12 protein-coding genes are annotated in these 14,055 nt (G+C 63.8%); 11 read left to right on the top strand and 1 reads right to left on the bottom strand.

The features are described 5' to 3' along the window. The first annotated feature begins 20 nt into the window (after positions 1-20). Entirely contained in the window at positions 21-806 is a 786-nt protein-coding gene (locus tag A0U93_RS14165; protein ID WP_077807903.1) for a sulfite exporter TauE/SafE family protein, read from the top strand. 18 nt (positions 807-824) lie between these two features. Here A0U93_RS14165 and A0U93_RS14160 read toward each other — a convergent pair whose 3' ends face one another. After that, a complete protein-coding gene (locus tag A0U93_RS14160; RefSeq protein ID WP_245824926.1) occupies positions 825-2,039 on the bottom strand; it encodes an outer membrane beta-barrel protein in 1,215 nt (404 codons plus the stop codon). 58 nt (positions 2,040-2,097) lie between these two features. Between A0U93_RS14160 and A0U93_RS14155 the strand changes: the two genes are divergently transcribed. The 10 genes from A0U93_RS14155 to A0U93_RS14110 all read left to right on the top strand — a co-directional run bounded on the left by A0U93_RS14155 (position 2,098) and on the right by A0U93_RS14110 (position 14,040). Continuing rightward, positions 2,098-2,910 carry a 3'(2'),5'-bisphosphate nucleotidase CysQ family protein gene (locus A0U93_RS14155; RefSeq protein ID WP_077807901.1) on the top strand — a complete coding sequence of 271 codons (813 nt, stop codon included), beginning with the start codon at positions 2,098-2,100 and terminating at the stop codon, positions 2,908-2,910. Beyond that, positions 2,907-3,917: an L-threonylcarbamoyladenylate synthase gene (locus A0U93_RS14150; RefSeq protein ID WP_077807900.1), complete on the top strand. Its 1,011-nt coding sequence runs from the start codon at positions 2,907-2,909 to the stop codon at positions 3,915-3,917. Before A0U93_RS14155 ends, A0U93_RS14150 begins: the two co-directional genes overlap by 4 nt. After that, positions 3,917-4,453, top strand: coding sequence for a hypothetical protein (locus tag A0U93_RS14145; RefSeq protein ID WP_077807899.1), 537 nt, complete (start codon positions 3,917-3,919; stop codon positions 4,451-4,453). The genes A0U93_RS14150 and A0U93_RS14145 overlap by 1 nt, the downstream gene beginning before the upstream one ends. Positions 4,454-4,468: 15 nt before the next feature. Then, positions 4,469-5,896 (top strand): FAD-binding oxidoreductase, encoded by a 1,428-nt coding sequence (locus A0U93_RS14140; protein WP_077807898.1) that lies wholly within the window; start codon positions 4,469-4,471, stop codon positions 5,894-5,896. A 79-nt stretch (positions 5,897-5,975) separates the two neighbouring features. Further along, entirely contained in the window at positions 5,976-7,181 is a 1,206-nt protein-coding gene (gene lptF, locus A0U93_RS14135) for an LPS export ABC transporter permease LptF (protein ID WP_077808559.1), read from the top strand. Next, complete coding sequence (gene lptG, locus A0U93_RS14130; protein WP_245824924.1) at positions 7,171-8,325, top strand: LPS export ABC transporter permease LptG; 1,155 nt, start codon at positions 7,171-7,173, stop codon at positions 8,323-8,325. Before lptF ends, lptG begins: the two co-directional genes overlap by 11 nt. Further along, on the top strand, positions 8,325-10,661 hold the full coding sequence (locus A0U93_RS14125; RefSeq protein WP_077807896.1) for an LPS-assembly protein LptD: 2,337 nt from the start codon (positions 8,325-8,327) through the stop codon (positions 10,659-10,661). The genes lptG and A0U93_RS14125 overlap by 1 nt, the downstream gene beginning before the upstream one ends. A 10-nt stretch (positions 10,662-10,671) precedes the next feature. Then, the gene (locus A0U93_RS14120; RefSeq protein ID WP_077807895.1) at positions 10,672-12,069 is read left to right on the top strand and encodes a peptidylprolyl isomerase; all 1,398 of its coding nucleotides are present in this window, start codon (positions 10,672-10,674) and stop codon (positions 12,067-12,069) included. A 2-nt stretch (positions 12,070-12,071) separates the two neighbouring features. Further along, a complete protein-coding gene (gene rsmA, locus A0U93_RS14115; protein ID WP_077807894.1) occupies positions 12,072-12,902 on the top strand; it encodes a 16S rRNA (adenine(1518)-N(6)/adenine(1519)-N(6))-dimethyltransferase RsmA in 831 nt (276 codons plus the stop codon). A 4-nt stretch (positions 12,903-12,906) separates the two neighbouring features. Next, positions 12,907-14,040, top strand: coding sequence for an aminotransferase class I/II-fold pyridoxal phosphate-dependent enzyme (locus A0U93_RS14110; protein WP_077807893.1), 1,134 nt, complete (start codon positions 12,907-12,909; stop codon positions 14,038-14,040). Positions 14,041-14,055: the final 15 nt, after the last annotated feature.

Here is a 14,055-nt window from a genome sequence, read left to right as displayed (position 1 = left end):
TTTTCCCCGGAAACGTCTCCATGCCGTTCATTGATGATATACAGCCGCTCTATGCACTTTCCGGCCTCGCGGTTGGTTTTCTCGTCGGCATGACCGGGGTCGGGGGCGGATCATTGATGACGCCACTGCTCATTCTGCTCTTCCGCATCCATCCGCAGACGGCTGTCGGCACCGACCTGCTTTACGCCGCCATCACCAAATCGGTCGGCACGATCGTTCACGGACGCCGGGGCGTTGTCGACTGGCGCGTCGTGCTGCGCCTGTCGAGCGGCAGTATTCCTGCAACATTGCTGTCGCTGCTCGTGCTGCAACATTATGGCAGCCCCTCGCACGACGCCTCACATATCATCACCGTCTCGCTTGGGATCGCCCTGCTCCTGACCGCGCCAAGCGTTTTCTTCCGGCACCAGTTGCAACAATGGTCGCATCGAAAGGCCGGATCGGTCTCCGAGCGGGCAACGGGCCTGCTGACGGTCGCGCTCGGGTTCGCGCTCGGGGTTATGGTCACGTTCTCATCCGTCGGCGCCGGCGCCATCGGCGTAACCATCCTGATCCTGCTTTACCCCCGCCTGCCCACAGCCAGCATTGTGGGCTCGGACATCGCGCACGCCGTGCCGCTGACTCTCATTGCCGGCATGGGGCACTGGTGGCTCGGATCGGTCCATGGCCAGATGCTTGCCTCCCTTCTGTGCGGCTCCATCCCCGGAATCATCCTGGGCAGCCTGTGCGTCGGGCTGGTTCATGAGCGCGTGCAACGCTCGTTGCTGGCCGCCGTACTGTTCATCGTCGGCGCGCGCATGATCTGAAAGAGCCCTTGCGCTCTTTCAAAAGCCGAGCACCACGTCGCTGCCGAAAGTGAACATGCTCTGTTGCCGCAGGTCATTGAACGGGCGCGTTCCATTCAACGACCGGTCGAAGCGGATTTCGGGGCGTATCGCAAACGTTTTCACATGATGACCGATCGCTGGCGTCCATGTCGCCCCCAGTGTCAGTGCGCCATAGGTGGTGGGCGCAGCATTCTGCACGATGGCCGGGTCACCCAGCAGAGCGCGCTCGTATGCCGCATCGCGCAGAAACGTCGTGACGATGGCGCCCGAATTGTCGCGATAGATTTCCGCGCGGAGGTTAAGCGCGACGGTTCGCGCCGTCTGATGATTGAGCCATCCGACGACACTCCATGTGTCGGCCCGCAAGCCCGCGTCATGCAGGACATTGACTTCCGCCGTCGCGGTCAACCGGGATGTGACCTTGTAGCTGCCGTTCAGATCGTTCCAGAAGCGTTGGGCATGATCGGCCCTCGGCCCCAGCGCCCTGACGGCGTTCTCCGACCCCACCCGCGACAGGTAGGTGAAACTCAATCGCCCGGCAGCAAGAGCGCTCATCGACATGCCGAAATAACCGGCCGGCATGCGATTGTTGTCACCGTGGCCGAAAGACGTCTGATTCCCGGTATCGATGCCGAACTGCACATCCAGTCGGGGCGTGACATGCCACTGGAACATCGCGCCCACATGCTCGAACGGTGTCGAGTATTCAGTCGTATAGGCCAGACTGTAAAACGGTCGGGTCATCGGATCGAGGTTCTCGACGCCCATCGGGGCGGTGAGAATACCGGCCTGCATATCCAGCCCGCGCGGCGTCGCCCACGGCAGATGCGCGTCGATATGCGCCATGACCGGCATGAGTTGCTCGCGCCCGGTGAAGATTTTATCGGAGACACCGGCGATATTGTAATATCGTGCATCCGCCCCATAGAGCAGCCTCAGGCTGAAGCCCCACTGGTAATCCGCCCGGGACCGATCGACCGGCCTGATCGCCGTCAGGGTCAGCTGGTTGAGTTCGGCCTGATTGGCGCGGTCACCAATGAACGATGCCGCGTTTACGCCATTGGCGGGCCGGGCCGGATTGCCGCGAATACCGCCTTCGATCTGGGCACCCCACTGGATCGAATCGAGGAGGCTCCCGCTCCGCGCCACCTGGGCGCGCAGGGCGGCCGTCATCAACACGATCGTAAAAACGCTGTGGCGAGACAACATCATGGCGGGCATAGCGATATTACGTCATGACGCTGACGGGAAGTTGGGGTAAGTCGAAATCATGATCCGCGCACCCTCCGAACGCGCCATGCCTGACGACCGGGCATTGCTGGCGCTTGCCGAACGCCTGGCCGACGAGGCCGCATCAATTATCCGGGAAATCCGGTCGCGCGGGTTCGAGACGGAGATCAAGTCGGACAGGTCCCCCGTCACCGAGGCCGACCGGGCCGCCGAACGCCATATTCTCGCCGGGTTGCGCGCCGCAACGCCGGATATTCCGGCAATCGGGGAGGAAGAAGTCGCCGCCGGGGTCGAAACGGCGGTCGCCCCTATATACTGGCTTGTCGATCCGCTGGACGGCACGCGCGAGTTCGCGGCCGGTCGAGAAGATTTCACCGTCAACATCGGTCTGGTGCGCGACGGACGCGCCGTCCTCGGCGCCGTGGCATTGCCGGCCTACCATCAACTTTACGGCGGAATCGTCGGTGTCGGCGCGACCCGGACCGATGCGGGTGGCAAGGTCGGCATAAAAGCGGTGTCTCCCGGTGCGGAAGGCCTCCGCGTTCTGGCATCACGCCATTACGCCGACGACCCGCGCCTGAAAGCATGGCTGGGGGGGCGCAAGGTGGCGTCTGTCGGCAATATCGGATCGGCCGCGAAATTCGTACGCGTCGCGGAGGGGGCCGCGGATTTCTACCCGCGCCTCGGCCCGACCATGGAATGGGACACGGCAGCGCCCCAGGCCGTGGTCGAGGCGGCAGGCGGACGCGTACTGGACGAACAGGGCGCGATTTTGCAATACGGCAAGCCGGGCTGGCGCAACCCACCGTTCATGTGTTGCGGGCGCCATGACGGGGACGATGCTGCATCATGACCAGAATTCTGAAACCCACACCGGACGGAATCGCGCAGGCAGCCGATCTGTTGCGCGACGGGAAGCTGGTGGCATTCGGCACGGAGACGGTCTACGGCCTGGGCGCGAACGCCACCTCGGACACCGCCGTTGCGCGGATATTCGCCGCGAAGAACCGTCCGCGCTTCAATCCGCTCATCAACCACTTTCCCGATGCCGAAGCCGCGTTTGCACAGGTTGAGGTCAACGACCTCGCACGACGCCTTGCCGATCGGTTCTGGCCGGGACCATTGACGCTCGTCCTGCCACGTGGACCCAACGCCACGATCTGCGACCTCGCCGCCGCCGGCCTGCCGACACTGGCCTTGCGCGTGCCGCGCGGCGAGACGGCACGCGCCCTGTTGAGCGCCGTTGGATTGCCGATCGCAGCACCGTCCGCCAACCCTTCGGGCCGGGTCAGCCCATCGGACGCCTATCACGTCCTGCGCGGCCTTGAGGGACGCATCGAGGCCATACTGGATTCCGGCCCCTGCTCGGTGGGCGTGGAAAGCACTGTCCTGGACCTCAGCCGCCCCACCCCCGTGCTATTGCGTCCGGGCGGCATCACGCTGGAACAGTTGAGCGACATTTGCGGCACGGTCCGCCATGCGGACGATTATGCCAGCAAACGGCCGATCGCACCGGGGCTGATGGCATCGCATTACGCGCCCAGCCTGCCGGTGCGCCTGAACGCGGAACATGTCGGGCCCGATGAGGCCCTGCTGGCCTTCGGCCCACCCTTGCCGGGCTCGAAACTTACCTGGAACCTGAGCGAACATGGCGATCTGGAAGAGGCCGCGGCGCGTCTTTTCTCCGGATTGCGCTTCCTCGACAGCGAGGGCGAACGTCGCGGACTGAGCGGCATTGCCGCCATGACGGTGCCGCGCCATGGGCTCGGTCTGGCGATCCTCGATCGGTTGCGCCGTGCTGCGGCACCACGGCCGCCTGTGAGCGGAGACGACGACGACCTCGCCGACGCCCTGGGCTGATGAGCGAAAAACTCGACCCCAAGGAACTGAAAATCCTGTCCGACATCCTGGCCCTGGTTCTGGAAGACCAGCCGGGCCAGGCGTCGAATGCGTTGGAAGCGATCCGCAACCGGGCGCGACGCAATGCCATGACGGGCGGCGCGCTGAAAAACCTTTTCGTTGCGATCGCCCCCAACCCGCCGCCACGCAAGCCACGCGCACGATCGACAGCCGGCACTGCCAATAACACAGGCGACAGTGCCGCCAGCCGCCAACGCATCATGAGCCTGACTGAAGACCTGAGGCGGCTCGATCTGGACCTGCGCACCAGCCGCGCACGCGTGGAAGCATTGCGTGCGGAACTGCACCAGACGCAAGCCGCCCGTGCCGAGGCGCAGTCGCAGCTCTATGCCGCCCGACGCATCAAACGCCCGGTGCAGATGCCCATGATCTTTCTTGCCTGCATCGTCGGCGCGCTACTGGGCATTGCCGCGACGCAGCTTGTCCATTCGGTGATCGATGTGCCGCGACCGGACAATTCGATTTATCTTCGCTGACGAAGGAAGAACGCCGTGCCCGACAATCAAGCCGCCGTCCTGTCCCGTCTCGCCGACTGCCTCGGCCCGGGCGGCCTCCTGACCGATCCGGATCAGATCGCACCCTATTGTCGCGACTGGCGCAGCCTGTTCCACGGAACGGCACTCGCGGTCATGCGCCCGGCGGACGCCACCGCGCTGAGCGAGGCATTGCGCATTTGCGCGGCGGCCGGGATCCGGATCGATATCGTGCCCCAGGGCGGCAATACGGGCCTTTGCGGCGGCGCCACGCCGTCCGGCTCCGGGGTCAATATCGTCGTATCCTTCGCGCGCATGAACACGATCGGCGAGGTCGATGCGACGGACGGCACGATGATCGTGGACGCCGGCGTGACACTCGCCGCGGCGCAGGACGCCGCCGCCGCCGCCGGCATGGTGCTGCCGCTATCGATCGCGGCCGAAGGTTCGGCGCAGATCGGTGGCGTTCTGGCCACGAACGCGGGCGGCAGCAAGGCCCTTCGCTACGGCTCGGCGCGCGAGCTTGTCGCCGGGATCGAGGCGATCTGCGTGGACGGCACGCCGCTCAACCTGCTGCGCTCCCTGCGCAAGGACAATACGGGCTATGCGCTTCGTCAGTTACTGGTCGGCTCCGAAGGAACGCTGGCGCTGATTACGCGCGCGCGCCTGAAATTGCGCCCGGCACTGACGGCGCGCGAAATCGCGCTCTGCGCCCTGCCCGACGACGCGTCCGTGCTCAGGCTGTTCCGCATCTTCCAGCAACATGCGGGCGATGTGCTCGAAGCCTTCGAATATATTTCGGGCGTGGCCATGGATCTGGCCCTGACGGAAGTGGAGGGGCTGAACTTCCCGTTTTCGGAACGGGCACCCTGCTATGTCCTGCTCGAACTGGCCAGCCGACAGAAAGACCTGCGCGATACGCTGGAGGCCGCTCTCGAGGAAGCGCTGGAGACCGAAACCGTCGTTGACGCCGTTCTGGCCGAGAACATGACCCAGGCCGAGGCACTGTGGCGTCTGCGCGAGGAACAGTCGGAAGCGCAACGCCTGGCCGGTGCCTCGATCAAGCACGACATCTCGGTGCCGGTTCCCGCCGTGCCCACCCTTCTCACGCAGGCGACGGCGGCCTGTGCCGCGATCATGCCCGATGTACGCATCGCGCCTTTCGGCCATGTCGGTGACGGCAACATCCACTTCAATCTCGTGCAGCCGGCAGAGATGGAAGGCGCGACATTCCTCCGGGACGGCAAGGCCCTGACCGATGCCATCCACCGGGTCGTGCACGATCTGGACGGTTCATTCTCCGCCGAACACGGTGTCGGACAGTTGAAGACCGACATGATGGAAACATGGCGTGGCGGCGCGGAACTGGCCCTGATGCGCCGGATCAAGGAAGCGTTCGATCCCGCAGGTCGCCTGAACCCCGGAAAGGTTCTGCCGCCTGCCTGACCGGGTTCCCTGTCGGCTTGTTACATCCGCAAGCGATTTGTCGCTTTTGCGGATCGCGCCGGAAGGCTAGATAATGCCGATGCCCGCTTCGGCCCCTGCCACATCGTCCCGTGCGACCTCTTCCTTCAAGCTGCCGCTGCTTGATCGCTACGTCATCCGCCAGCTCGTCATCGGGCTCGCGGCAATGACCGGCGGCGCCGTGGCGCTGATCTGGCTGATGCAGTCATTGCGATTCGTGTCCCTCGTGGTTGATCGCGGCCTGTCGCTGCGGACATTCCTGGGGCTGACATCGCTCCTCATCCCAGGTTTCGTCGCGGTCATCCTGCCGATCACGACCTTCCTCGTCGTGCTGTTCGGCTACCAGCGGATGGCGGGCGACCGGGAGCTGACGGTCATGCGCGCCGCAGGGCTGTCGTCATTCCAGCTGGCGCGACCGGGCATCATCTGTGCCGTCGCGGCCACGTTGCTGTGCTACGTGCTCAATCTGTGGCTGGTGCCGACCGCCTATCATGAATTTCGGCGCTACGAATTCCAGATCCGTAACAGGATGGCGGCGTTTCTCCTGCAGGACGGCGTGTTCACCCAGCTTTCGCAGGACATGACCGTCTATGTCCGCACGCGTGAGCGCAGTGGCGAGCTGCATGGCATTCTGGTGGAGGACGACCGCCAGCCGGACGCCCATGCGACCATCCTGGCGGAGCACGGTTCGATGGTTGTAATCGACAACCAGCCGCGCGTCGTGCTCTACAACGGCTCGCGGCAGGAGATCGACCGCAAGACCGGGCGCCTCAATGTCCTGAGCTTCGCGCGCAATACCGTCGACCTGACGCCGAACAAGAAGGACAGCGCCGAATTGCGCGACGCTTCCGAAATGTCGCTCCATGAACTGCTGCGCCCGGACCCGCACGAGGTCGCCGAACGCGATCGCGGCAAGTTCGCGGTCGAGGCATGGCGGCGTCTCAGCTCACCGCTGACGGTGCTGTCCTTCTCCATGATCGGCATGGTGGCGGCACTGGGCGGCGTCTTCTCCCGGCATGGCAGCTTCAAGCGGCCGCTCATCGCCATTTTCGGCGTCGTAGGGCTGCTTGCCCTTTCGCTGATGCTGCAAAATCTCGCCGGCCGCAATCTGCATCTCGTACCGCTGATCTGGATCGTGGCCGGGCTTCCGGCCCTGGCTGGCGCAGCCTGGCTTTTCGGCACCGAATGGCGCGAGAACCGTTGCGCCATGCTGGGCGGCGGACCGGCAGTGCCAACAGCGAATGGAGAGCGCCATCGTGGCCGCTGATCGCGCGCGCGCATTGCATCGCCGCTGGACAACGGGCGTCTCCGTCACATTGTCCCTTTATATTGCGCGACAGTTCACACTTTCCGTCGTCGCCATGATTATGGCATTGACGGGTCTGGTCTCCCTGTTCGATTTCATCGACCTGTTACGCCGCGTTGCAACCAAGCCGAACGTGCCGACACGACTAGTGACGGAAATCGCCGGGCTGCATGTTCCCTATTTCATCATCATGATCCTGCCGTTCGGTGTGCTTCTGGGCGGCATCGTCTGCTTCTGGCGGCTGACACGTTCGTCGGAACTCATCGTCGCACGCGCCGCCGGCATCTCCGCCTGGCAGTTCCTCGCCGCGCCTCTGGCCTGCGCCCTGCTGATCGGCGGTCTGGCGACAGCCGGGCTGTCGCCACTTTCATCCTTCATGTTCCGCAAGGCGGAATTGCTGGACGAGACCTACCTCAAGACGGGCGGCGGCCCCCTGGCGCTTAATGGCGGCGCCCTGTGGACGCGCCAGCCCGACGACACGGCAGAGTCCCGCGGGGTCGCGATCCTGCATGCGCGCGACGTGCATCTGCGCGATGGCGTCCTGAACGTCACCAATATCAGCATCTTCCGGCTGGACGATCACGATCATCTCGTGCTGCGCATCGAAGCGCCACGCGGTGTTCTTGCGCACAAGCACTGGCAACTCGAGGATGCGAGCACGATCCGCCCCGATCATCTCCCCGTTCGCATCGGCGATTATGCGCTCCCCACCAATCTGACCGTGGCGCGCGTCGAGGAGAGCTTCGCCTCTCCCGAAACCCTTTCCATCTGGACGCTGCCGGGCTTCATCCGGCTTCTCGACCGCTCCGGATTTTCGTCGATTCGTCACCGATTGCATTTTCAGACACTTCTGGCGCTTCCCATCCTGACCGGAACGATGGCATTGGTATCGGCCGGTTTCTCCATGCGACCGACGCGACGCGGTGGCGTGGCGCGCATGCTGGGATCGGGCATCGCAACGGGTTTCCTGTTGTTCACCGTCTCGAAAGTGGCGGCGCAATTCGGCGATTCGGGCGCATTACCGCCCATGCTTGCCGCGTGGGCGCCGACTGGCGCGGGACTTTGTTTGGCGATATCGCTGCTGCTGCATCTGGAGGACGGTTGATGTCGATTGCGCGCGGCGCGGTGACGACGAAACGGAAGAGGCGCCTGCGGGCGCGCGGGCGCTGGATGGCCGCGACGATGCTTGCCGGCTCGGCAACGCTCGGCGCGCCAGCCGACTCCAACGCCGCCACGAAAAGCCAGGCCGGTCCCACCGTCCAGATCGGCAAGCCGACCTCCTCCGCCGATCCGGTCACGTATCTGACCGATCACGAGTCCTATCAGAAGTCCGGCCTGATGACGTGGTCCGGCAACGTTCAGGTCTGGCAGGGCGAGCACGCGCTGCGGGCGGACAAGATCACCTACGACCGCAGCACCGGTGTCATGGCGGCGCGCGGCCACGTGGCGATCGTAGAGCCTGACGGCAGCACGACCTACGCCGATTATGTCGAGTTGAGCAACGGCATGCACGAAGGCATCGCCACGGCCATCTACATCCGCATGCAGGACAATGCGAAGCTGGCGGCGAACGGTATGCGTCGCACCAACGGCGTCATCAACGACATGAGCCGCGCCGTTTACACGGCGTGCGAAATCTGCGCCAAGAACCCGGAAATGCCGCCGTTCTGGCAACTCCGGGCCTATGACGCCATTCAGGACAAGGAACATCAGCGAATCGAGTTCAGCCATGCCTGGCTGGATATGTTCGGCATTCCCGTCGTGTATCTGCCGATCTTCTCGATGTCCGACCCGTCGGTGAAGCGGCAAAGCGGCTTCCTGATGCCGGGGATCAGCCCGCATGACCGTTACCTAGGCACCTATGCGACGATCCCGTATTTCTGGGCGATCGACAAGCAGCAGGATTTGACGGCCCAGGCGTTGATTTCCACCCGGACAGGCCCGCAGCTGAGCGGCCAGTACCGGAACAATCTCAACTTCGGCAAGATCAACGTCATCGGCGGCTTCGCCTATGACACGCATCGTCAGGGCTCGTACGTCAACACCTTCGGCGAGGACACGGGCTCCTCAGACGAACACGGGTTGCAGGGCTATCTACGCGCTCAGGGACTGTTCTCGATCAACCGCAACTGGCGCGCCGGGGTGAATGCCAATCTCGCGACATCCGCCAACTACATGCGCGATTATCGTATTTCCGGATATGGTAACGAATACCTGAATTCGAACGCCTTCGTCGAAGGCTTCGGCATCGGCTCCTACGCGCGCCTCGACTCCGCCTTCTATCAAGGCCTGAACCAGGGCGTTATCCGTGACTCCGAACTGCCGTTCGTCCTGCCGCGTTTCAGCTATAATTTCCAGGGGCGGCCCGATGCCTGGGGCGGCACGTTCTCGGCGCGCACGACAGATTTCGACCTCTATCGCGCGTCCGGCGTGTCGGATCAGCGCGGCCAGCTGGAGATGAACTGGGATCGTCCCTTCCGCAACAGGCTCGGCCAGATCTGGCTGCTCACCATGCGGCTGGATTCAACGGTCTATCGCGGCAACCAGCTCTACAAGCAGCCGACCTATTATGGCACGGGCAAGAATCAGGTGACCGGGCAGGTGCTGCCGACGGTCGCCCTGAAGCTGAACTGGCCGTTCCTGCGCAGTTTTGCGCGCGGGCACGGAACCCAGATCGTCGAGCCGATCGTGCAGGCGATCGCGGCCCCCAATACAGGCAACAGCGCCAACAGCTACATGCCGAACGAAGACAGCTTGTCCTACGAATTTACCGACAGCACGCTGTTCTCGCTCAACCGCTATCTGGGCACGGACCGTCTGGACGGCGGCCTGCGCGGCAATGTCGGCGTTCACGGCAACTGGACATGGAACGGGCATGTCATCGACCTTCTGGTTGGTGAAAGTCTCCAGCAGCACATCGACCACAACCGCATCCCCTATTCCGGGCTGGACCACCATGCCTCCGACCCGGTCGGGCGCATCCGTCTGAGCCCGAACCAGTATCTGGACCTGACGGCGCGCGGCCGATACGATCCCTGGCATGGGCGGCTGGATTACGGCGAAGGCCTATTGAGTGTTGGTGTGCCGATCTTCCACGTGAATGCGGGCTACATCTACCAGCCCGTCACACCGTATTATTATTATGCGGAAAATTATCGCGTCAGTGGCCCGACCAGCGTGTATTACACGCCGACGAACGAGGTTTCGGCCGGGATTTCAACGCGTTGGCGGCAATACCACGCGTCGGTCTACGGTCGCCGCTCGATCTCGCGCCACGAATTCGTCAGCGTCGGCGGCGATCTGGGATACAGCAACGACTGCTTCGGCTTGGACATCCTGGCGATCAAGCAATATACCACGATCGGCGGGCAGCAGCGGAACACCACCGTGCTGTTCAACTTCACGTTCAAGACAATCGGTACTTTTGGAATCAACGGCTGACGGATCTGAGATGACCCCTTTCGACCAAGCTGCCAAGCGCGGCCGGCCGCCAGTCGGGCGCCCCAGGATTGCGCGGCTCTGCCTGCTGGCCTGTGCGGCCTTCCCGGCATTCGCCATGGCGGCGCCAGCACACCATCATGCGCGTCACGCCGATGCCGGCACGGCGAAGGAAGCCGCGAAACCGGTCGCCACCCCGCCGGAAGACGCGATCATCGCCGTCGTCAACGGCCAGGTGCTGACACAGCGGGACGTGGATAACCGGGGCCGCCTGTTCGCCCTGTCGACCGGCCTTTCCATCAGCCCCGAACTGATGGCGCGCCTGCGACCGCAGATCGTGCATCAGCTGATTGAGGAACGATACAAGACGCAGGAAATCCTCAAGCGTCATATCAACATCGAGCCGGAACAGATCGCGCAGTCCATCGCAGGCATCGAACAGCGTAACGGCATGCCGAAGAACGCCCTGCGCGACAAGCTGGCGCAGGATGGCGTATCGCTGACGACGCTGATCGATCAGATCCGCGTGCAACTTGGCTGGATGCAAGTCCTTCGGGAAGAGATCGGCGGTGGTGGCCATATCACGGCACAACAGATCTCCCAGCGTGAGAACGCGTTACGCGCCGAGGAAGGTCGCCCGCAATATAACGTCAGTGAAATCTTCATCCCGGTTGCCGATCCGCGGCATGACCAGACGGAACTCGATTTTACCAAGACGATCATCTCGCAGCTTCGCGAAGGCGCGCCCTTCCCGATCGTCGCGGCGCAGTTCTCCCAGTCGCAGACGGCCTTGAACGGCGGTGCGATGGGCTGGGTGCAGGAGGACAGCCTCGACCCGCCGGTGGCGGAAATCGTCAAGCAGATGCCGATCGGCGCGATCTCCAACCCCATCCGCGTGCCGGGCGGCTATGTGATCGCCACGGTCGCGGCGAAGCGGACCATCGGCCATCAGATGGCCACCATGGTCACGCTGCGTCAGGCTTTTTATCCTTTCGACGCGCCGCTCAATCCGCAGGCCCCGACGGACCAGCAGAAGATCCAGTTGCAACATGCTTCGGCAGCACCGAGCACGGTGCATAGCTGCGACCAGATGGCAGCGCTCAACAAGTCGCTCGGCGCGGCGGACAAGCATCCGAGCGATCCCGGCGCCGTCATGCTGGACCGCCTGAACCCGCAGATGCGTCAGGTTCTGTCGACCTTGCCGGTCGGCCAGGTCAGCCGTCCTCTCGTTTCGACGGATGGTATCGCCGTGCTGATGGTCTGCCAGCGGCAGGACAAGAACGTCGCCCAGCAGACGCCGAGCGAAATCGCCGACGAACTGATGAACGAGCGCGTCGAGCAGGCGTCACGTCAGATGACGCGCGATCTGGAACGCCGCTCCGTCATCCAGATGCGACCGCAAGCCAGCTGACGATGCCCGATACGCCGTTGCCGAGCCTGCGCGCGATCATGACCGCGCACGGCCTCGACGCGCGAAAATCCCTTGGCCAGCATTTCCTGCTTGATCCCGGTATTACCGCCCGGATTGCAGGCCTGGCAGGCGATCTTCGCGGTCGCCATGTCGTGGAGATCGGCCCCGGACCCGGCGGTCTTACGCGCGCGCTGCTGGAGACGCCGGCGGAGACGGTCCATGCCGTGGAGATCGACCAGCGCGCCTGGCCGCTGCTGGAGGACCTGGCAGCGTATTATCCCCATCGTCTCCATATCGTACAAGCCGACGCAACGCGTCTGGATGCCACAACGCTCTCCCCAACTCCGCGACAGATCGTCGCCAATCTGCCGTACAATGTCGGCACGCCCCTGCTGATCGGCTGGTTACGGCAGGCAGCGCAGTGGGAGCGCCTGACCCTGATGTTCCAGGCCGAGGTCGGCGAACGCATCTGCGCCGCGCCGGACACCAGCGCTTACGGACGGCTCGCGGTGCTCGCGCAGTGGTGTGCCGAATGCCGCCTGTTGATGAAAATACCGCCGGGCGCCTTCACGCCCCCGCCAAAAGTCGACTCGGTGGTGGTTGGCCTTATCCCCCACGCCGAGCAGCCTGAGCCGGCGCTTTTCAGGACCATGGAACGCATCACGGCGCTCGCTTTCGGGCAGCGACGCAAGATGCTCAGGTCCTCGCTGAAAGCAGCTGGCGGCGAGGCTCTGCTCGAACGTGCCGGTATTGCCCCCACGCGCCGCGCCGAGACGCTGAGCGTTGCCGAATTCGCGCAACTGGCCGCGCTCGTCCGGGAAGATCAGGCCTGATACGATGAGTGTCCCCGTCATCGATCCCTTCCACGCCATTTCGATCAGTGCGCTGGCGCATCGACTGGCCAGCGAGGGGCGCAGCATCATTCACATGGAGTTCGGCCAGCCTTCGACCGGGGCGCCGAAACACGCCATCGAGCGTGCCCAGCATGTGCTGGAAACCGACCCGATGGGCTACTGGGAGAGTCAGCCCCTCAAGGCACGGATCGCCCGACACTATCGGGAAAGTTATGGCATTCCCGTCACGCCGGAACAGATCGTCCTGTCGAATGGCGCGTCCCCGGCCTTCGTCCTGGCCCTGACGACCCTGTTCAACCCGGGCGATCGCATCGCCCTCGCCCGACCGGGCTATGTCGCCTACCGCAATGCGCTCAAGGCCCTTCACATGGTGCCTGTTGAAATTCCCTGCGGTGTCGAAGAGCGTTTCCAGCTTACCGCCGATGCCATCGCCGCCCTCGACCCGGTGCCGGAGGGGCTCATCATCGCCAGCCCCGCCAATCCAACGGGCACGATCCTTTCCGATCCGGAATTGCGCGCGATTGCCGATCTATGCCAAGCCCGAGGCATTCGGATCATCTCCGATGAAATCTACCACGGCCTGAGCTACACCGAGCCCGCACACAGCGTGCTGGAATATGATCGCGAGGCGCTGGTCGTGAACAGCTTCTCCAAATATTTCAGCATGGCGCCATGGCGGCTTGGCTGGCTGGTCGTGCCGCCAGATAAGATCGCCGCCGCACGCGCACGCATGGGCAACCTGTTCCTGACGCCGGCCGCGCTGAGCCAGCATGCCGGTCTGGTCGCTTTCGATTGTGTGGAAGAACTGAACGGGCATGTCGAGACCTATCGCCGCAACCGCGACCTGCTGCTGACTGCCCTCCCCGAGTTCGGCCTGACCAGGATCGCCCCGCCGGACGGCGCTTTCTATATCTATGCCGATATCGGCCATTTGACCGACGACAGCCTGACCTTTTGCGAGCGACTGTTGCGCGATACCGGCGTGGCGACAGCGCCCGGTATCGACTTCGATCCGGTCGATGGGCATCGCTTCATGCGTTTCAGCTTCGCCGTTTCGACCGACCGCGTCGAGGAAGCGATACGCCGCTTGCGGCCCTGGTTCGCCCGACAGGGTTAAAACCAAGGACCGGAA

The sequence above is a fragment of the Neoasaia chiangmaiensis genome (assembly GCF_002005465.1).
In the GTDB taxonomy this organism is placed as follows: domain Bacteria; phylum Pseudomonadota; class Alphaproteobacteria; order Acetobacterales; family Acetobacteraceae; genus Neoasaia; species Neoasaia chiangmaiensis.
Note: the sequence above shows the minus strand (reverse complement) of the source record. Positions and strands in the feature narration are given on the sequence as shown.

What these genes read in the sequence shown, in the direction of transcription:
- A0U93_RS14165 (WP_077807903.1), top strand. Translation starts at nt 21, where the DNA reads ATGCCGTTCATTGATGATATACAGCCGCTCTATGCACTTTCCGGCCTC.
- A0U93_RS14160 (WP_245824926.1), bottom strand. Translation starts at nt 2,039, where the DNA reads ATGATGTTGTCTCGCCACAGCGTTTTTACGATCGTGTTGATGACGGCC.
- A0U93_RS14155 (WP_077807901.1), top strand. Translation starts at nt 2,098, where the DNA reads ATGATCCGCGCACCCTCCGAACGCGCCATGCCTGACGACCGGGCATTG.
- A0U93_RS14150 (WP_077807900.1), top strand. Translation starts at nt 2,907, where the DNA reads ATGACCAGAATTCTGAAACCCACACCGGACGGAATCGCGCAGGCAGCC.
- A0U93_RS14145 (WP_077807899.1), top strand. Translation starts at nt 3,917, where the DNA reads ATGAGCGAAAAACTCGACCCCAAGGAACTGAAAATCCTGTCCGACATC.
- lptF (WP_077808559.1), top strand. Translation starts at nt 5,976, where the DNA reads ATGCCCGCTTCGGCCCCTGCCACATCGTCCCGTGCGACCTCTTCCTTC.
- A0U93_RS14125 (WP_077807896.1), top strand. Translation starts at nt 8,325, where the DNA reads ATGTCGATTGCGCGCGGCGCGGTGACGACGAAACGGAAGAGGCGCCTG.
- A0U93_RS14120 (WP_077807895.1), top strand. Translation starts at nt 10,672, where the DNA reads ATGACCCCTTTCGACCAAGCTGCCAAGCGCGGCCGGCCGCCAGTCGGG.
- rsmA (WP_077807894.1), top strand. Translation starts at nt 12,072, where the DNA reads ATGCCCGATACGCCGTTGCCGAGCCTGCGCGCGATCATGACCGCGCAC.
- A0U93_RS14110 (WP_077807893.1), top strand. Translation starts at nt 12,907, where the DNA reads ATGAGTGTCCCCGTCATCGATCCCTTCCACGCCATTTCGATCAGTGCG.